Origin of the sequence: Staphylococcus sp. FSL W8-1207, assembly GCF_038003745.1 — a bacterium.
Lineage (GTDB): Bacteria > Bacillota > Bacilli > Staphylococcales > Staphylococcaceae > Staphylococcus > Staphylococcus equorum.
The window spans coordinates 99451-117968 of the sequence record NZ_JBBOPU010000002.1; the positions used below are offsets into that span (position 1 = coordinate 99451).

16 protein-coding genes and 2 pseudogenes are annotated in these 18518 nt (G+C 28.8%); 8 read left to right on the top strand and 10 right to left on the bottom strand.

Annotation, left to right across the window (positions count from 1 at the left end; translation table 11 throughout):
• The first annotated feature begins 28 nt into the window (after positions 1 to 28).
• Positions 29 to 829 carry a DUF805 domain-containing protein gene (locus NSR03_RS10140; protein ID WP_251469426.1) on the top strand — a complete coding sequence of 267 codons (801 nt, stop codon included), beginning with the start codon at positions 29 to 31 and terminating at the stop codon, positions 827 to 829.
• Positions 830 to 940: 111 nt separating this feature from the next.
• Here the strand turns inward: NSR03_RS10140 and NSR03_RS10145 are convergent.
• The 4 genes and pseudogenes from NSR03_RS10145 to NSR03_RS10160 all read right to left on the bottom strand — a co-directional run bounded on the left by NSR03_RS10145 (position 941) and on the right by NSR03_RS10160 (position 5701).
• Positions 941 to 1413 (bottom strand): annotated as a pseudogene (locus NSR03_RS10145) (DDE-type integrase/transposase/recombinase).
• Positions 1414 to 1700: 287 nt separating this feature from the next.
• Positions 1701 to 2480, bottom strand: a complete 780-nt coding sequence (locus NSR03_RS10150) for a hypothetical protein (protein ID WP_141714479.1) — start codon at positions 2478 to 2480, stop codon at positions 1701 to 1703.
• Positions 2481 to 2748: 268 nt separating this feature from the next.
• On the bottom strand, positions 2749 to 4044 hold the full coding sequence (locus NSR03_RS10155; RefSeq protein ID WP_069820607.1) for a PrsW family glutamic-type intramembrane protease: 1296 nt from the start codon (positions 4042 to 4044) through the stop codon (positions 2749 to 2751).
• Positions 4045 to 4354: 310 nt separating this feature from the next.
• Positions 4355 to 5701, bottom strand: coding sequence for an Nramp family divalent metal transporter (locus NSR03_RS10160; RefSeq protein ID WP_240789070.1), 1347 nt, complete (start codon positions 5699 to 5701; stop codon positions 4355 to 4357).
• 285 nt (positions 5702 to 5986) lie between these two features.
• On the opposite strand from NSR03_RS10160, the gene NSR03_RS10165 reads away from it, so the two are divergent.
• The 3 genes from NSR03_RS10165 to NSR03_RS10175 are packed head-to-tail and all read left to right on the top strand — an operon-like array spanning position 5987 to position 7492.
• Positions 5987 to 6745 (top strand): SDR family oxidoreductase, encoded by a 759-nt coding sequence (locus NSR03_RS10165; RefSeq protein WP_002512597.1) that lies wholly within the window; start codon positions 5987 to 5989, stop codon positions 6743 to 6745.
• A 32-nt stretch (positions 6746 to 6777) separates the two neighbouring features.
• The gene (locus NSR03_RS10170) at positions 6778 to 7098 is read left to right on the top strand and encodes a hypothetical protein (protein WP_002508641.1); all 321 of its coding nucleotides are present in this window, start codon (positions 6778 to 6780) and stop codon (positions 7096 to 7098) included.
• Between the two features lie 46 nt (positions 7099 to 7144).
• The gene (locus NSR03_RS10175; RefSeq protein WP_002508642.1) at positions 7145 to 7492 is read left to right on the top strand and encodes a MerR family transcriptional regulator; all 348 of its coding nucleotides are present in this window, start codon (positions 7145 to 7147) and stop codon (positions 7490 to 7492) included.
• 349 nt (positions 7493 to 7841) lie between these two features.
• Here NSR03_RS10175 and NSR03_RS10180 read toward each other — a convergent pair whose 3' ends face one another.
• Both NSR03_RS10180 and NSR03_RS10185 read right to left on the bottom strand, forming a co-directional pair.
• Entirely contained in the window at positions 7842 to 8198 is a 357-nt protein-coding gene (locus NSR03_RS10180) for a YxeA family protein (protein WP_002512599.1), read from the bottom strand.
• A 574-nt stretch (positions 8199 to 8772) separates the two neighbouring features.
• A complete protein-coding gene (locus NSR03_RS10185) occupies positions 8773 to 10656 on the bottom strand; it encodes a heavy metal translocating P-type ATPase (protein WP_002512600.1) in 1884 nt (627 codons plus the stop codon).
• Positions 10657 to 11060: 404 nt separating this feature from the next.
• On the opposite strand from NSR03_RS10185, the gene NSR03_RS10190 reads away from it, so the two are divergent.
• Positions 11061 to 11734, top strand: a protein-coding gene (locus NSR03_RS10190) for an IS6-like element IS257 family transposase (protein WP_230456631.1) whose coding sequence is annotated in 2 segments (ribosomal slippage) — positions 11061 to 11247 and positions 11247 to 11734 — 675 coding nt in all. Because the reading frame shifts where the segments join, the coding sequence is not laid out codon by codon here.
• Positions 11735 to 12207: 473 nt separating this feature from the next.
• Positions 12208 to 12755: pseudogene (locus tag NSR03_RS10195) on the top strand (recombinase family protein).
• A gap of 140 nt (positions 12756 to 12895) precedes the next feature.
• Here NSR03_RS10195 and NSR03_RS10200 read toward each other — a convergent pair.
• The 4 genes from NSR03_RS10200 to NSR03_RS10215 all read right to left on the bottom strand — a co-directional run bounded on the left by NSR03_RS10200 (position 12896) and on the right by NSR03_RS10215 (position 15697).
• Complete coding sequence (locus NSR03_RS10200) at positions 12896 to 13129, bottom strand: hypothetical protein (protein ID WP_002512602.1); 234 nt, start codon at positions 13127 to 13129, stop codon at positions 12896 to 12898.
• A 238-nt stretch (positions 13130 to 13367) separates the two neighbouring features.
• Positions 13368 to 13874 (bottom strand): DUF4062 domain-containing protein, encoded by a 507-nt coding sequence (locus tag NSR03_RS10205; protein ID WP_002512604.1) that lies wholly within the window; start codon positions 13872 to 13874, stop codon positions 13368 to 13370.
• A gap of 141 nt (positions 13875 to 14015) precedes the next feature.
• Positions 14016 to 14471: a GNAT family N-acetyltransferase gene (locus NSR03_RS10210; RefSeq protein ID WP_069821227.1), complete on the bottom strand. Its 456-nt coding sequence runs from the start codon at positions 14469 to 14471 to the stop codon at positions 14016 to 14018.
• Positions 14472 to 14494: 23 nt separating this feature from the next.
• Complete coding sequence (locus NSR03_RS10215; protein WP_069821226.1) at positions 14495 to 15697, bottom strand: MFS transporter; 1203 nt, start codon at positions 15695 to 15697, stop codon at positions 14495 to 14497.
• 252 nt (positions 15698 to 15949) lie between these two features.
• Between NSR03_RS10215 and NSR03_RS10220 the strand changes: the two genes are divergently transcribed.
• Both NSR03_RS10220 and NSR03_RS10225 read left to right on the top strand, forming a co-directional pair.
• Complete coding sequence (locus tag NSR03_RS10220; protein WP_069821225.1) at positions 15950 to 16558, top strand: helix-turn-helix domain-containing protein; 609 nt, start codon at positions 15950 to 15952, stop codon at positions 16556 to 16558.
• 447 nt (positions 16559 to 17005) lie between these two features.
• Positions 17006 to 18160 (top strand): iron-containing alcohol dehydrogenase, encoded by a 1155-nt coding sequence (locus NSR03_RS10225; RefSeq protein WP_069821224.1) that lies wholly within the window; start codon positions 17006 to 17008, stop codon positions 18158 to 18160.
• The last annotated feature ends 358 nt before the right edge of the window (positions 18161 to 18518 follow it).

Below are 18518 nucleotides of genomic sequence, written 5' to 3' on the forward strand. Positions count from 1 at the left end.
TTTCATACATTGATTATAAGACAAGTTTATGGATTTAAATAATCAAGAAAACCTTCTTTGTCACTTTAAGAAGCTTTGTGTCAAAATCGAAGGTTTTAGTAAAAACATAATTATTATTGTGTTTCCTAATTTAAAATTCCTACAATTAAATTATTATGTTAAAATATATAGTATAAAAATTATGTTAAAAGCTTACCAATTTTATTTGGAAATGAAACTAAAGTATAAATTTTTTGAAAAAGGGATGAGAATTATGTTTTGTTCAAACTGTGGAACTAAAGTTGATAATATGTCTAAATTTTGTCCTAACTGCGGTAATGAATTGATTTTAAATAATTCAAATAAAAATTCAAGACAACAATATGAAAATGAATTTAACCGTTATCCAAATTCTAATATTTACACAGGAAATCACCAAAGAAACCCTTGGGAATTATATATAGATGGTTGGAAAAATATTTTTAATTATCAAGGATTGACTTCACGTAGAGGGTTTTGGTGGTTTTATTTATTCTATTTAATATCAATAGTTATTTTAGAATTCTTCTTAGTAGCTGTATATGCTCAAGAGACTTTCTTAGACCAATTATTATTAGCTGTTTTATACTTACCTTTAATTTCAATAAGTGCAAGAAGAATGAGAGATGTTAGCAAATCTATATATTGGGGAGTTATCCCTTTATCTATTCAGTGGTTTGCCCAACCATATATGGTTGGTGATAATGTTAGTACATCGATTCAAGCTTTACTACTTCCTTTTGCTATTGTATTTATAGTATTTGCATGTCAAGATACAAAGACAACTGAAAATAGAATTAGAACTAGCTAAAATATACAAATTAAATAAAGACCAGTAATTTTCTGGTCTTTATTTATAATAAGGTTTTGTTGCATAGTCTGAAAATAAATAATTAATCCATCATTTTAAATTAGTCTTTACTTAACTGAGTAACATGAAATTAATTTCATGGCAAGGCGAAAAGCTGTAGACTTGAAGAGACCTACAGTTCTTTTTATATAAGTCATAAACACACTCAATACCTTTAATTGTGTTTTTAGCGGTATTCAAACTTTTATATCTGTTTTTTCACTTTAATATGACAATGATTTTGTTCAATTAAGTTATTAAGATATTTAGAAGTACAATGGCAATCTTTATTAAGTTTAAAATTTTTAGTCAATTTAAATATAGCTACCTTCATTGAAGGTGCGTGATCGGTAACAATAGTTTGAGGTCTAGCAAATTGTTTGATAAGACGCTTAATAAACGTATAAACTCATTTGTAATCACATTTTTACGAAGCCAACGATAAATAGTTGAATGATGAACGTTAATATCATGCTCTCTCAATATTCCAGATATATCACGATAACTGAGGGCTATCTTAAGTAGTAGTTAACGGCTATAGTAATTACGTCTTAATCGAATTGTTTATATCTGAAATGATTCATATAGTCCCCTTCTTTTTGTTAAAATTATAATATAATTCCAAATTTGCAACAAAACCCATAAAAATATAAAGATCGAGTGGCAATAAAACGATGCAAGCGTAATTTATCATATTTATAAATTGGTGATTGGATATAAAATTATTTGAAATAAGCTCTAATTTTTGTATTTGTATCTAAAAGCACCTCGCACATTAATATGCGAAGTGCTTTTTATATATATTCTAAACTATTATTTGACTTTAATAAGTCTATTCATTTGGGTCAGTTTCAGTGATTTTTCCGTTTTCTTGGTCGATGTATACTGCATCATGTGCGTGACTTGCATTACCTTCACCGTAGTTAACTCTATAAACTCCATTATATTCATCGACTGAATGAATCCAATAATCTTCATAATTCTTGGTAAGATAGGCATCAGCAAGATTTTCAGCTTGATATTTACTATCAACCTCATCATTATCTGAAGTGTCTGAGTCATTTCTCGCAATTTGATCTACATTTTCTATACCAATTACTTTTCCACTTTCATTAACATATACTTTAATAGTGTAACTGTTATGTGCATTATCATCATAAATAACTCCACCTTCGTCAGCCTTCATGGTAGGATCACCGTGGTAATCTTCAAATTGATATATACTAAGATCATCAGGGATTATAAAATATCTAGAAACTGTATTTTTATTATACTGTATTGCTATATTCCCATATTTTTTTGCTGAAATACCTGCTATATTGACGTTACCTTCAGAATTTCCAAATTTATTATCTATTTCAGATTTACTCATTCCTAAATTAACATAACCAAATCCATTTCTACGATCTTGATTCATAAAATTGGTACTAAATGTCTCTGACAAAACGTTAATCGATGGATAATCTTCATCTTCGCTATTATTGGATTCATCGTAACTATTATTGTTAGAATTACTAGAGATAGAATCATCATTGTCTAAAAATAATTTATAAGCCCCGAATAATAAACCGCCTAATAATAATAAAGTTATTAAAATTAATACTATTATCATCACTATTTTTCCAGAATTATTATTTTTTGGAACTTGTGAGTTATAATTTGCACTAGTATAAGTGTGCTCATTAATATTATTTTTTTTAATATCTACATTCTGGCCACATTTATCGCAAAACTTTTGTTCATTCTGTAATCTGTTTCCACAATTATTACAATATTTCAAATATACATCTCCTTTTTATATAGTTATTAATATCTCTTCTTTAATTAAAAACATTATATAGATGTCTCACTACCTAATTTTTGCTAACAATTAAATTTCATTAATTTATATTTTCATTTAAGGATTGTGCTTCTTCTTGTAATATATTTACTTGTTTTAAACCAGCTTTCATTAGTATAAAAACTAACAACCAAATTATTATTGTTAATACTATATATTTAAATGAAAAACTACCAAATAATGAAAAAGAAGTGTCCCAAATACCATGTAATACTACTGATGAAAAGAAAAAAAATAAAAAACGTTTATCTGTAATATTGTTGTATTCAAAATTTTTATTTTCCTTTGTTATAACGATTGCTGCACCAATAATTGCAGACCAGACTAAATGAGTACCAATAGCAGTCCATGCCCTTGTGAATACTACACTAATTATTCCATCACCAAACATTTCAGCATAACTCAATATGTATCCAGCAGATTCAAACATTGCAAAACCGGCCCCAATGGCTCCACCAATTAATAATCCATTCAAAATTTTATTTGTTTTATATTTATTCGTAAAGTAGACAATTATTATAGCTTTTCCAGTTTCTTCCACTAGTCCAACTATCCCTGCATCAAGTATAGTCATAGAACCAAATAAATAATATTCATCACTAAATGTAACAAAGTTATATAAAATCATTGTACTGATTAAAGATAAAACGCCACCTAGAAAAAACATTTTTAAAACTTCAAATAAGCTAATATTTTTAAAAGCATTAGATTCAAAGAAAAAGAACAAACCTGTTAATGGAACTATTAAAGCACCTATAAATATTAAACCAGGTATTGCTAAAGTATTTTCGAATATATCACTTAATACCCATAACGCAGCAAAAGTAACTGCAAACGCTAAAAATACTCTTGAAAACACCCAAGGCTTCCCCCATTCTTCTGATACTTCATCTAAAAGTGGGGTTGTACTACTAGTCCCAGCTATAAATATTTCATCTGATTCATCTTTAGAATGTGACTTGAATACTTCAGAAAACATATCTTTTAAATTTAATTTTAATTTTTCATCACTACCAGCTAATCTGCCTATAGTTTTAGTTGTATTTTCAAACAAATTTTTAGCTTCATATTTAAGATCAATAGTATCCTTTGCTTGTTTTTCTGAGATTTTCTTACTTTGATTAATATTTTTTTTATCATTTTTTAATACTTTCAAACTATGACCACAGTACATACAAAATTTATCTTCACTATCTATTTTTGTTTTACAAATAGGACATTTTTCATTATGTATCTTTGTTTCATTTTTTATATTATTACTTTCTAATCTATGACCGCAATGCATGCAAAACTTATCATTTTTTTGAACATGTCTTTCACAGTTTGTACATATCATAAAATCCCCCCTCTCATATCATTATTAAGTCTATATTATAATAATATATTGCAAAAGAAAATTATATTTTTAATTTAAAACTAAAAATGATTTGTATTAGTTGTGTTTTCAAATTATTCAGAGATTTTTCTAGTCAATATAATATTTCTTTTATAAGCATTTTATACATTGACGATTTAATACACCCTAACCATACAAAAGGAATCAGCATTTTATAAGGACGTTCTATTATTTAATTAGGGTAGGCTCTAAATATACGAAAACACATCTTCTTATGTTATTAAGAAGATGTGTTTTTAAATCAATTAAATTATAAAAATTCATTAAATGTTTCTATAATTAGATGTATATTCAATATACTTAATATGATTGTTAAAACCCAAGCAATAATATTAATCCATGTTTTATTTGTAAATTCTTTTCCCATTATCTTAGGGTTATTTGTTGCTAACGTTAAAGGAATAATACTAAAGGGTAATGCAAGACTTAAAAACACTTGTGTGAAAATTAATAGATCTTCAATTTTAGAAGTACTTGAACCATATAACCATAAACATATGAATACAGGAATCACAGCGATTAATCTAGTAACTAATCTTCTTGCCCATTGAGGAATTTTTATATTCAAAAACCCTTCCATGACAATTTGTCCTGATAATGTGCCAGTAATGGTTGAATTTTGCCCTGAAGCTAGCAAAGCTATGGCAAATAATGTACTCATAACAGCACCACCTATAGCTCCTGCAAAATCTGATTCTTGTAAGGCATTATATAAATCATAAAATCGTCCTAAGTCTTCACCATTACCAAAGAATAGAGCTGCACCTAATATTAAAATTAAACAATTAATAATAAATGCAATTGAAAGTTGTATATGTGAATCAATAATAGCATATTTAATAGCCTCTTTTTTCTTGGCTTTACTTTTACGTATATAGTTACGTGATTGGACAATTGAAGAATGTAAATACAAATTGTGAGGCATGATTGTTGCACCAATGATACCTAAAGCTATGTATAACACACCATTGTTGGTAGCTATTTCTGTACTTGGAATAAAGCCACCTAAAACAGCACTCCATTCTGGAGAAGCAAAGTAAACTTCAAATATAAAGATAAAAAGTACTGTAAAAATTAATACACCTACGATAGCTTCAATCTTTCTAAAACCGAATTTAATAATTACTAGTAAAAGTAAAACATCTAATACAGTAATAGTTACTCCCACTACTAAAGGTATATCAAAAAGTAGATTTAATGCTATCGCACTACCAATGATCTCTGCAATATCTGTAGCCATAATTGCTAATTCTGTAACAATCCAGGATGCTATCGACAACGGCTTATTACTCATGTGTTTAGTTACTTGAGCTAAGTCCATACCACTCGCAATACCTAAACGAGCGCACATACTTTGAAGTAACATGGCTGATAAGCTAGATAATAATATTATAAATAATAATGTATATCCAAATTGTGCTCCTCCTGCCATTGAAGTAATCCAATTACCTGGATCCATATAGCCTACAGCAACAAGAAGTCCAGGGCCTAAATACATTATTAGTTTCTTGATACCATTTGCTTCGCTATCAAAAGAAACTTTTCCATTTATTTCTTCTAAACTTTTCTTCACTTTAAAAATCTCCTCATTGAACATTAAATTTATCAATGAATATTATAGCATAAATTAGGTCAACCTAAAAATTATTTTGCTTATACTTAAACTTTTAGTTGTTTAATTTCTGATGATTTTAATTAATCTTTGCCCATTATTTTAAACGACCTTTTATATTAGACTTCTTATTACCTTTCAGAAAATAAGTTGCTATTGAACCCGTTATTATTCCAACTAAACCAATACCAAAAAACATCAGATAAACACTTGCTTGATATCGCGGTCTAAGGTTTATGATTGAAATATATTCAAAGGAGGTTATATAATATGGGTAAATTTAATAGTTTACAAGACAAAGTTGTAGTTATTGCTGGTGGTGCTAAGAACCTTGGCGGCTTATTAAGTACTACTTACGCTAAAGATGGGGCTAAATTAGTAATCCATTATCATAATGAAAAGTCTTTAGATGATGCTAAAGATACACTTTCAAAAGTTGAAGAACTAGGTGGACAAGGCACATTATTTTCTGGTGATTTAACTAAGGTTAGTAATGTCCAAGCTTTATTCCAACATGCTGAAGAGACGTTTGGAAAAGTTGATATCGCAATAAATACAGTAGGAAAAGTACTTAAAAAACCTATTTCAGAAACGACTGAAGAAGAGTTCGATAGTATGGCAGACATCAATGCAAAGTCAGCTTATTTCTTTATTAAATATGCTGAAAAATCTATGAATGATAATGGTAAAATTATCACTCTAGCGACTGCATTGCTTGCTGCTTATACAGGATTTTATTCAACTTACGCTGGAGGAAAAGCGCCCGTCGAGCATTATACACGCGCAGCATCATCAGAGTTTATGGATAGAGGCATTTCAGTTAACGCGGTGGCTCCTGGACCAATGGATACACCTTTCTTCTACCCTCAAGAAGGCGAAGATGCTGTGGCATTCCATAAATCTCAAGCACTTCATAATCAGCTTACAAATATTGAAGACATCGCACCGATTATCACTTTCTTAACTTTAGATGGTTGGTGGATAAATGGACAAACATTATTTGCAAATGGCGGTTATACGACACGCTAGTTAACTTTAAAGAATAAGGAGGTCATTTTGATATGTATTACTTTTTAGCAATATTTAAAGAAAATGAAACAGATATTAAGATTATTACGGAAGAAAAGGTCATAGATGATAAGAACGTATCTTTGCCAAGTAATAATTACGTTAAATCTTTAGCTGAAGAAATAATTGAGCTATCTCATCAAAATAATTTATTCCATAATGACATTAAACGAATTGGTTTAAAAATAGATGATCCTGAACTCATTGGTTATAACACTGTGGAGTCATTAAAGAGTGATATGGTATCAACATTTGGGTTTGAAGCTATTATCCATAATGACTATGAAGATTTACTAGTTCAACTTATTAAATAGACCAAAAAGGTGACTTTATAAAGTCACCTTTTTTAGGAGGTAAATTATGCAAGTAAAGCAAGTAGCCGATAATTTAGGCATCAGTGAACATACTATTCGATACTATGACAAAGCAGGGCTTTTTCCATTTGTTACCAGAAATAAGAATGGCTATAGAGATTTTTCAGTAGAGGATCTATATTGGATTGAGTTTATAAAATGTATGCGTCAGACACATATGCCTGTATCAAAGTTAAAAGAAATTGCTGAATTGTATCATCAAGGAAGTTCTACCAAAATGAAACGAAAAGATATATTTTTAGAACATCAAAAAAATTTAATAGAACAAAAAAATATTATAGATAAAGGGCTTCAAACATTAGAAGATAAATTTAAATTGCTGGAAAGCGAATAAGTAAAAGTACAGTATTAGAGGGAGGAGAAATGGAGAAAATATAAATTGCTCCTTACACTTTTTATAGTTCTTTAACTTCATATAAAAAATTGCGATTTAGTAGAGAAAATTTATGCCATAGAAAATGAAAATTTCAATATTAATCTTTTACTTTCAAGTATTATTGTACCGACCTTTAGTAATTACATTAATTAATAGATATAAGTATAGCAAAAACACATACATAATATGTATGTGTTTTAATCGTTTCAAAATCAGAATGTGTCTCAATAATGAAGTGTTTTTGAACTAATATTACTAGCTTTATCTAATAATATTAGTTTGATATAGTCAGAGATTAGGTCTTTTGTTAAAGAGAACTTTTAGTTCCCTTCCCTTCCAATAACTCCTGTGCCTTTTTAGGGACGTTATCAGCATCTACCTCTTCATAGGTAATCACTTCATCTTTCTTGTAATAAACTTTTAAATAAGACTCTTTTTCAACTTGGTTTTCAGCTGTAAAAGAGAGTCTTTTTAACTCTCCATTTTCATCAAAACCCGTCATATTATATTTATATCTGGAATAACCTGATTCTTTATATTTCTCACCATCATCAACAATTTTTACATAATATTTAGTTGAACCAATTGTTTGCAATGTCTGTGGCGAACATGCAGTTAATAAGCATATGGCAAATCCTACACTTACAATAAGTAATTTTTTCATAAAAACAATCCTCTCTAATTAACTATAATTCAATTATAATAAAGAAAATAAAAAAGCAACATCGATTTTCCTTACAAAAACCTTTCAAAATTGACACTTTATTAGATAATGATCTTAAGGAGTCCCTTACGAACAACACTAAATTCTTAAAGTGGTAATTTAATAAAAACTCTATTTTCTAATGAATTGACCTGTTCGTATTATAAGATTAACCAGTCATTTCTGCTTAGTCTATTTTTAATAGGTTTTATGGATAAGGTAGCCAAGGTTGGACGGCTTGGCCTATGAGACATCAATATCGTCGGCAATCTTCTCCAACTCCTAATTATAGAAACTCTTTTGAAGGGGGGTGGTAATTAGATATCGTACAACGCTACTTTATTAGTATTTCATACTATTAGTCTTTTTAAGTTGAAAGAGAGAAGGAAGCTTTATGCTATTTCAATTATTAATAGATTTTAAGATTGAAAATATATCTATATATATTCATAAAATAGACCTTTTTGAAAAAAGTCAATTAATCATTTCAAAATCAAATTCTTTCTTAATAATGATTGTTATACTATTTAATTCTTTAACTAAAGTTCTTAAAATCATCTTTAAAATATAAGAGTCTTAAACTATTTATAATTACAAGAATTGTGCTGCCTTCATGTCCTATAACACCAAGAGGTAAATTAATTAATTGAAGAATATTGGTGAAAATCAATATTACTATAATGCTTAATGAAAAAATAATATTTTCTTTAACAATTTTTTTTAACTTTAATGATAGGCTTATTGAAAAAGGGATTTGAATTAAATCATTTTGCATAAGAATTGCGTCTGAAGTTTCCATTGAAATATCTGTACCATTTCCCATTGAAAATCCGACATCAGCAATTGCAAGAGCTGGCGCATCATTAATCCCATCTCCAACCACAGCTATAGTTTCATATTCATTTTTAATTTTTTTTGCAATTTCCGCTTTTTCTTGAGGAAGTTTATTTGCATAAACTTCTTTAATTCCAATAGTTCTTGCAACTTCATTTGCTGTTTGAAAATTATCCCCTGTAACCATAATTGTGTGTATATTCATTTTATTCAACTTAGAAATAGCATCTATAGTATCATCTTTAATTTGATCTGATAGTGAAAAATAAGCTTCTAACTTATTATCTTTAGAGACATAGACTTGTGTTGAAACTGGGGGAATGCTATTTATTTTTTGTTGTATATCTAAATCCAATACCCTGTTTGTGACAAATTCCAATTTACCAATGCGCCATTCATGATTATTATAATAAACTTGTAATCCTTTTCCTGTGATATTATTTACATAATCAAGAGGTATTATGTCAACGTCATTTAAATGTTTTACAAGTGCTTGAGCTATAGGGTGTGTTGCTTCGTTTTCTGCTGATTTTAATATTTTTTTTAATTCTTTTTGTTCGACATTAGACATATAAAATGATTCCTGAACAGTAGGCTGTCCTATTGTTAGTGTTCCTGTTTTATCAAATATTATTGCTTTAACTTGATTGAGTACATCTATTGCATTTCCGCTTTTAAATAGCATATTTCGTCTTGTAGCACGACTGATTGCAGATAATGTTGCGGGAGTAGCGCTTGCAATAAGTGCACATGGCGATGCAACAGTCAATAAAACCATGCCCCTATAAAAAGCTTGTTCCCAACTCCAATTCAATATAGATGGAGTCAATAAGATAAATAATGGCACACCAAGAAGTATTATTTTGACATAAATACTTTCTATATTTTCTATAAAACTTGCAGTATGTGAAGGAGAAGACTGAGCTTCATCGACAAGTCGAATTATTTTTGAAAACAATGTATTATCGATATTTTTTGTAACTTGCATCTCAAAAGTTTCACCTTCGTTGAGCGTCCCTCCGGTTAAATTTTCCTTGTTCTTTTTTTCAATAGGAATAGATTCTCCAGTTATAGCCGATTCATTAATGACAGCATATTCAGAAGTTAATTCACCATCTATAGGAATAGTTTCTCCCTTTGGCACTTGAACAAACATACCTACTTCCAACTCTTGTGTGGAAATAATATCAATTGTCCCATCTGTACTTATACGTCTAGCGAGATCTGGTGTGATTTTTAAAAGTTCAGTCATTGTATTTTTTGTTTTTTCTTCAGCCATCTTTTCCATTGTTTCAGCTAAGGAGAATATAAATATCAACAAAGCTGCTTCCATCCAATAACCAATTACTGACGCACCAATTGCAGCTAAAATCATTAATAAATCAACATTGAAATGTTTGTCTTTAATTAATTCATTCAACCCTTCTTTTGCACTTAAGAATCCTCCAATGATAAAAGCTAATAAATAAATTTTGATAGAATAAGTAAATAAATCTAATGAGTTTAAAATAATTCCTACTAAAATTAAAAATGCACATATTATAGTATTGATTAGTGCAGCATGTTGTTTATACTTTCTAAACATATAAAGCCTCCCCAACAAATTATAATAAATCTAAATTACAATATAATATAGATTATAATTATTATAATCTATATTACCATATAAATCCCTTTTAATCTAATTTAAATACCGTTATCAAAGGATATTCATTCTCATTTGAGGATTGAAAATATTAGTAACATTATACTATTTCGTAAAATTTAAAATATATTTTTTTATAAATGATAAAAAGCAGAACTATTGTCTATAAAGACATAGCTCTGCTTTTTTAAAATTTTTACTTTTCTAAACCATTGGTTAAAACATCTAAATTATACTCTAAATATTTAAGATAAGTATCAGCTACACCACCTTTTTTACTAATTTCATGGTTCTGTTGCAAAGTTGAATTTATAGTATAATTTTAACAAAAAGGAGTCTTCTGTATGAACTATTTCAGATATAAACAATTTAACAAGGATGTTATCACTGTAGCCGTTGGCTACTATCTAAGATATGCATTGAGTTATCGTGATATATCTGAAATATTAAGGGAACGTGGTGTAAACGTTCATCATTCAACGGTCTACCGTTGGGTTCAAGAATATGCCCCAATTTTGTATCAAATTTGGAAAAAAAGCATAAAAAAGCTTATTACAAATGGCGTATTGATGAGACGTACATCAAAATAAAAGGAAAATGGAGCTATTTATATCGTGCCATTGATGCAGAGGGACATACATTAGATATTTGGTTGCGTAAGCAACGAGATAATCATTCAGCATATGCGTTTATCAAACGTCTCATTAAACAATTTGGTAAACCTCAAAAGGTAATTACAGATCAGGCACCTTCAACGAAGGCAGCAATGGCTAAAGTAATTAAAGCTTTTAAACTTAAACCTGACTGTCATTGTACATCGAAATATCTGAATAACCTCATTGAGCAAGATCACCGTCATATTAAAGTAAGAAAGACAAGGTATCAAAGTATCAATACAGCAAAGAATACTTTAAAAGGTATTGAATGTATTTACGCTCTATATAAAAAGAACCGCAGGTCTCTTCAGATCTACGGATTTTCGCCATGCCACGAAATTAGCATCATGCTAGCAAGTTAAGCGAACACTGACATGATAAATTAGTGGTTAGCTATACTTTTTTACTTTGCAACAGAACCATTTTTTATATAGGTTAAATATATATCAATTAGACGCAGTGTACAATTACTATAAATTGAAAAAATAAACCCTTTTAATCGTGTTCATTAAAATTATGTAATAGACGTATTATCTTAAAATGTTGGTTGTAATTTTATCAATAATGTCTGTTAAGTCGTTTGGAGTTTCTTGTTTACATTTATCAATCTTTTCTTGAAGTACGTCTAAAACAGCGTTACTAAAAATACCAAAAGTAATAGTAACTTGTAACAAATAACATGTTACTATTACAATAATAAAGAGTTTAATAGATGTCAGTTGTAACTATTCGTATTAGTTATTGGACTTTTTGATGTACCAACTATAAATTATTATCCAATTTTTTCAAGATACTAATTCATGTTATTTAGGGTGTGTGAGAAAGGGCGCTTAAAATGATAGTCGGATATGCAAGATTTTCGATCATATATCAGAATTTAGATAGACAAATCGAAAACCTACAATCTTTTGGTGCTGAAAGAATATTCACAGAAAACAATCGAGCAAATCGATTGAAAATAGACCTGTTTTTTTAAAAGTATTAAGTTTTATACTCATGGGAGATTGTTTAGTTGTAGAATCCATCGACTGATTAGGTAGGAATTATGATGAGTTTATTCAAACGGTTAACTATTTAAAGGAAAAAGAAGTTCAATTCATGATTACAAGCTTGCCCATGATGAATGAAGCAATTGGGAACCCATCATTAGATAAGTTCATGAAGGATTTAATTATTCAAATTTTAGCAATGATTTCTGAACAAGAAAGAAATGAAAGCAAGCGTCGACAAGCACAAGGAATTAAAGTAGCAAAAGAAAAAGGAGTATATAAAGGCAGACCTGTACTTTATTCTCCCAATGCTAAAGATCCCCAAAAGCGTTTAGTCTATCACCGCGTTATAGAAATGCTGGAACGAGGAATTTCTATTAGTGAGGCGAAATAATCTAACTAGGCGGTTGTATTTAAAAAAGTTTTAATAAATCACTTGCTTGATATCGCGGTCTAAGGTTTATGATTGAAATATATTCAAAGGAGGTTATATAATATGGGTAAATTTGATCATTTATGAATATTAAAATATTATTACAAATACGGTTCTAATTCTTTTGTTATCTCATTATACATATTAAATATTTTTTTAGACAAATCATCAAAATCGTTTTCAATTTTCAGCATATCTTCTTCTGAAATATCTATCCATTCACCTCTGTGTCCATATTTATTTCCATAAGACCTAAATTTAAAATGTACTTCATCTTTTAGAAAAATTTTATGATCTTCAACAATACGTATATATTCTGATAAACTTTGTAACATATTATCTACATTATGCTGAACAGATTTATTTAAATATTTCTTTAAAGGGTCTTGTTCACCATAATATTCACAAAATTTATTAAGATCTAAAATTGAAAAAATGGATATATAAGAATTGTTTTCATAGTTTTTTTAATTATATTTTTTACTTTTACTAAATCTTCTCTTTGTTTTTTGTATAATTCAATATCTCTGTTACTTTTTTCTATTAAAAAATCCACTTTAGAATGGGTATTTTTTACCCAACCACCACTCCAATTTTTTTATTATCAATAAGTGTTTTATATACCACATTTTTTAAATTATCTAGATTATTAATGTCCATTTTAGCGTATTGTTTTAGAATTTTATCTTTAAATAATTTATACTTATCTTTATTGTTTTTTTCAAAAATATCTAACCCTGAATACTCGCCTTGTTTTTTATATAAATAAGCATCAGATAAAACAAAAATGTATGTTGGTATTCCTTTTATTTGTGCATAATTATATTCTTTTTCAATGTAACTAATATTTTCATCACTTGCTAAAGTACCATATCTACCACCTAATAAAAGAACAAACACATCTGATTCATCTATCCAATGTTTTATAATGTTCCATTGTTCAACATTTTCTCCGGTAAACAATTCCATACCAGCAGGTATATTACTACTTTCTATAACACTTTCTACAACTTTTTGTCTTTCATCAATTAAATCAATATATGTTGAAGATATAAAGATTTGATGTTTTATTTCGGACATACTTTGTCTCCTAACTAGTTTACATAATCGATGATTATCAGAAGTACAAAATAGACTCCTTTATGCATAAGGAGTCTATTAATCGTTTCAAAATGAAATGTTGTTTTAATAAAGAACGATATTGATTCTACAAAAAAGTCACTATTGTTTAGTATATTTGAAAAGTTTTAAATCATCAGTTATCCTAGCCTCTCCATATTTTCTGAAACCTAAAGATTCGTAAAAATAGTGGTTTTTAAAGTTTTTATGAGGTGTATATACAGTCCAATATTTTTCTTTCGATAATATATTAAACATTTTTCTTACTATATTTTTGCCTATTCCCTTACCTTGTTGTTTCTCATGTACAAATAATTTATATAGATGATATCTATCCCTTGCTTCTTTTACTTCAATTACTCCAATAATTTTATTTTGAGCTACAATTGTAAAATGATGATTTTGTATAATCCCCAATTTTATATCGTCTATATTCTCGCAATATGGACTCGTTTCATCGTCTTGATAAAACATATAATCATCTTTAAAACATTGTTTTTGTAATTTTAGAATTACTTCAGCATCATTTAAACTTGAATCTTTTAAAGTAACATCCATTTTTAATATATCTCCTTTATAAATTATGATTCAATTTCTACTTTAATAGTATTTGTTATTTCTTTATAGCTCATAATGAAAAACACAACACTAATAAGTGAAATAATAGATAAAATGCTAAATAGTTCTATACTATTATTAATTTTATCTAATAACACTCCACCAATAAGTGGCGCTAAAAGTGCGCCTATTTTTTGTAGACCTGCTAGTGAATAATAACTACCTTTATAATCTTTTTCAGATATTTGGTCAATTCTTATATCAATCATCGTAAATACTAACATCTCGCCCAAGGTAAATAAGATCATAGCGGTAGCTTGAAATACAAAATTGCTTAATGTTCCCATAAAAAACAAACCTATTGGCATTAAAGTACTACCGGCTATGATAGCTGTTTTAATTGAGGTTATTTGACTAAATTTAAAAACAAAATATTGGCAAGTTAAAACTGTAATACCATTAACAGATAATAGAAGCGCAAATAATTTAGAAGCCTCTACTTGTGAGTTATCTATAGCAAAAAATTGCGGCAGTATACTAGTCATTACATTGTAGCCGAATACAAATAATATTTGGCCAATGATTAACAATAAAAAAGCCCTATTCTTTAGAGCAATTAAAATTAAAACTATAAAAGTACTTTTTTGCGTCATAGTTGAGGTTTTAAAATTGTTTCTTTCTTTTAAAAAAGCATAAGTAAATATAGCGGTATTTATAAAGTAAGCAATAACGATAATATTGCATATTACACCTACACCTAAATGTTGTATCTGCGTAGATAATAATGGCGCTAAAACTGCAGATATATTGATAATAAAGTATCTTATATTGAATACTAAATGCTTATGAGTTTGATCAACAAGCTTAGCAATCATCATTTTGTATGTAGGGGATAATAAACTATTTCCTATACTATTTATAATAGAGAATAATATAAATCCTGGAAAATGATTAATTAAAGGGAACACTGCAAAACTTAAGGTTGCTAAAAATAAGCCTATGTAGATAATCATACTTTTATTTGTCTTATCGATAAATGGAGCTGCGAAAAAACTCATAAATAAAGCTGTAATAGCAAACATAGAAATAATGATTCCGATTTGAAACCCACTAAAATGAAAATTCTTAGATAAGTATATCGATAGAAATGGAATGATTAGAAAAAAGCTAAATCTTTCTAAAAAAGTAGCAATTAATAGTGTGTAAATAATATTGGGTAACTTCACCTTATCCTCCTTATAAATAATGTAGTGATTATCGTACTATTTTTTATAAGTTAAGAATAGTATTTTTTCTGAATTTTCAAATATATTTTAGGGTTTTTCCGATTGAGTATATAGCTCTTCTTGATAGATGTGACACATTAACCTTCCCTTTTATTAAAATATTATGAAAGCGCGATAAGTGTCAGGTTCTTGTCATAATGCTGTCGTTCAACTGTCGTGGTCATTTTTTGAATAAGACGGTATACTAATTTTATGAATAAATCATTAGTAGCAAAAATCAGAAAAAGTAAGTCTTTAACACAAGAAGGTTTAGCAGAAAAAGCGCACGTAACAGTTAGAACAATTCAAAGAATAGAGGCAGGTGAAGATGTGAGTAGTGAAACTTTAAGAAGTGTGTCTAACGCTTTAGATGTAACTGTAAGTGAATTGTTCGAATCTGTAGAATCTCATGAAAAGGAGATTGAGTTAATGGAATATTCTCAAGAACAACAAAGACAACTCAACCAAAGAAAATATGAAATGAACGCTATAAGACTGGTGGCTTGGGGTTTTGCGTTTATGATTTTAGCGATATCATTTCTATATGTTGATAATGATGATGTAGTAACTAAATCTATTCGTTTATTTGTATGGATATTTCTCTTATGTTTACTCATAGGTGGACTGAATTACTTTATCAATGTATTTATATCTAAAAAATTAGATACTAAATATCCGATGACAATTGGGTTACATAACAAAAGAAATAAACAAAATGAACCCATTCAAAATGTATGGCAATTACTTGCTAAAAGATGGTGGATTATATTTCCTATTGGCGGGTTCTTAAGTTGGCTTATCCCTCATTTAATGGGTAAGTAGCGTTTACATTTTTAAAGGATCTTCGACAACTGATCTTTTATGAATACTTAGGATTTATAAAAGATGGAGAACTTAAATTATTTAAATATGTTAGTTAATCTAATATTAAGTAATCAGGGTCCAGTAAAATATAATCGATGATTACCATATCTTATATTAAAAGCCTCCTTATTCAATAAGGAGGCTTTTAATCGTTACTTTTCTTTATATCTATAAATTAATAAAAATTCTCTTAATAATATATCATTTAAATTCACAATGATTTATTATTGAATTGTCATAATTTTCTATAAAATGAAAATGTATAGATATGATACAACGAACGCAGTATAGATAATGTACCTAAAGCATATAGAGACTAACTATGATTATGAATTTATCAAATATTCCCTTGTAATAATAGGATAGAGTTACAAGGAAATTCACAAATTTATTAGGAGGTATTATATGAATTACGAATATCATTGTGATACAAAAATAATAATGGGCCCTGGTAAATCAAAGGATTTACCAGAAATCATCTCGGAGTATATAAATATAGGTGAGACTGTAATGGTGGTGACGGATTCTGGTATTAAAGATGCAGGATTAGTTGACCCAATAGAAATGAATTTGAAAAATTCAGGTTATAAAGTGATATCTTATAATGAAATATCTCCCAATCCAAGAGATACAGAGTGTTTAAAAGGTGCATCACTTTATCAATCAACAAACGCATCAGCTGTTATTGCAGTAGGAGGCGGTAGCCCAATGGATACAGCCAAAGCTATTGCCTTACTTGGTCCAAATGGAGGTTCACCTGAAGAATATAATAATGGTGAGAGAAAATATGCCAATATATCCCCTGTTATTTGTGTTCCAACAACTGCTGGGACAGGTTCTGAAGTAACACGGTCTTCAGTAATTACATTAGAAGAATCACATACGAAAATTACACTTAAAAGCCCTTTACTTAGACCAACAATTGCTGTTCTGGATCCCGAACTTACCTTAAGTGTGCCAAAATCTATAACTGCAGCAACTGGAGTAGATGCATTAGTTCATGCAATTGAAGGCTATACATGCACTGTGACAAACCCAATCTCACAAGCAATGGGAAAAAGTGCGATGTCTATTATCGTTGACTACCTACCGAAAGTATATCAAGATGGAAAAAATCTAGATGCCCGGTATAAAATGCAAGAAGGCAGTCTCTTAGCAGGCCTATGCTTTGGATCTGCTGATGTTGCAAGCGTCCATTGCTTATCAGAAGCATTAAGTAGCTTATATGACACACCGCATGGCGTTGCGAACGCAATATTTTTACCCCATGTAGTAAAATTTAATGCTGTTGAAAATAAGCCACTTCATGCTGAAATTAGCAAAATCATGCAGTTTGCAAAGCAGAATGACACTGATGAAATAGCAATTGAAAAGTTGATTAAAGGGTTATATACATTAACAAACGACTTAGGAATCCCATCGTTGAAAGAGTTAGGATACGTTAAAACAGAACATTTTGAACAAATGGCTAATCTAGCTAAACAAAATAATTCAACACCAAGTAATGTCAGACCAATAACTGAAAAAGATTATTTAGTTATTTTAAAAGAAGCCTATTAAAAAAGAAGTTCCTTAATCGCTTTAAATATTACTCAGCTTGATATAAATAATTGGAGTTTAATTGTCCTTAATTTTTATAACTATCAAAAACTGTGGATTAAAAAGCAAAATAAAAATCACCCTATGCTGAGTAACGCCAGGGATACATTGTACTTCCTTATCTTCTTTACATAATAAATGAATTATCAGAAGTAAAAAATAGACTCCTTATTCATAAAGGAGTCTATTTATTGTTTCATAATCAAATTTTGTAATAATAACAATGATTATAGGAACTAGAATTGTATATGTTTTAAAGATTCTTATTACACCGAATTTTTAAGACATATTTACTTATTTATTTTTTATTGTTATCTTA

Excerpts from the sequence above, each read along its gene's own strand:
- NSR03_RS10140 (WP_251469426.1), top strand. The coding sequence starts at position 29 with ATGGATTTAAATAATCAAGAAAACCTTCTTTGTCACTTTAAGAAGCTT.
- NSR03_RS10150 (WP_141714479.1), bottom strand. The coding sequence starts at position 2,480 with ATGATAATAGTATTAATTTTAATAACTTTATTATTATTAGGCGGTTTA.
- NSR03_RS10155 (WP_069820607.1), bottom strand. The coding sequence starts at position 4,044 with ATGATATGTACAAACTGTGAAAGACATGTTCAAAAAAATGATAAGTTT.
- NSR03_RS10160 (WP_240789070.1), bottom strand. The coding sequence starts at position 5,701 with ATGTTCAATGAGGAGATTTTTAAAGTGAAGAAAAGTTTAGAAGAAATA.
- NSR03_RS10165 (WP_002512597.1), top strand. The coding sequence starts at position 5,987 with ATGGGTAAATTTAATAGTTTACAAGACAAAGTTGTAGTTATTGCTGGT.
- NSR03_RS10170 (WP_002508641.1), top strand. The coding sequence starts at position 6,778 with ATGTATTACTTTTTAGCAATATTTAAAGAAAATGAAACAGATATTAAG.
- NSR03_RS10175 (WP_002508642.1), top strand. The coding sequence starts at position 7,145 with ATGCAAGTAAAGCAAGTAGCCGATAATTTAGGCATCAGTGAACATACT.
- NSR03_RS10180 (WP_002512599.1), bottom strand. The coding sequence starts at position 8,198 with ATGAAAAAATTACTTATTGTAAGTGTAGGATTTGCCATATGCTTATTA.
- NSR03_RS10185 (WP_002512600.1), bottom strand. The coding sequence starts at position 10,656 with ATGTTTAGAAAGTATAAACAACATGCTGCACTAATCAATACTATAATA.
- NSR03_RS10200 (WP_002512602.1), bottom strand. The coding sequence starts at position 13,129 with ATGTTACAAAGTTTATCAGAATATATACGTATTGTTGAAGATCATAAA.
- NSR03_RS10205 (WP_002512604.1), bottom strand. The coding sequence starts at position 13,874 with ATGTCCGAAATAAAACATCAAATCTTTATATCTTCAACATATATTGAT.
- NSR03_RS10210 (WP_069821227.1), bottom strand. The coding sequence starts at position 14,471 with ATGGATGTTACTTTAAAAGATTCAAGTTTAAATGATGCTGAAGTAATT.
- NSR03_RS10220 (WP_069821225.1), top strand. The coding sequence starts at position 15,950 with ATGAATAAATCATTAGTAGCAAAAATCAGAAAAAGTAAGTCTTTAACA.
- NSR03_RS10225 (WP_069821224.1), top strand. The coding sequence starts at position 17,006 with ATGAATTACGAATATCATTGTGATACAAAAATAATAATGGGCCCTGGT.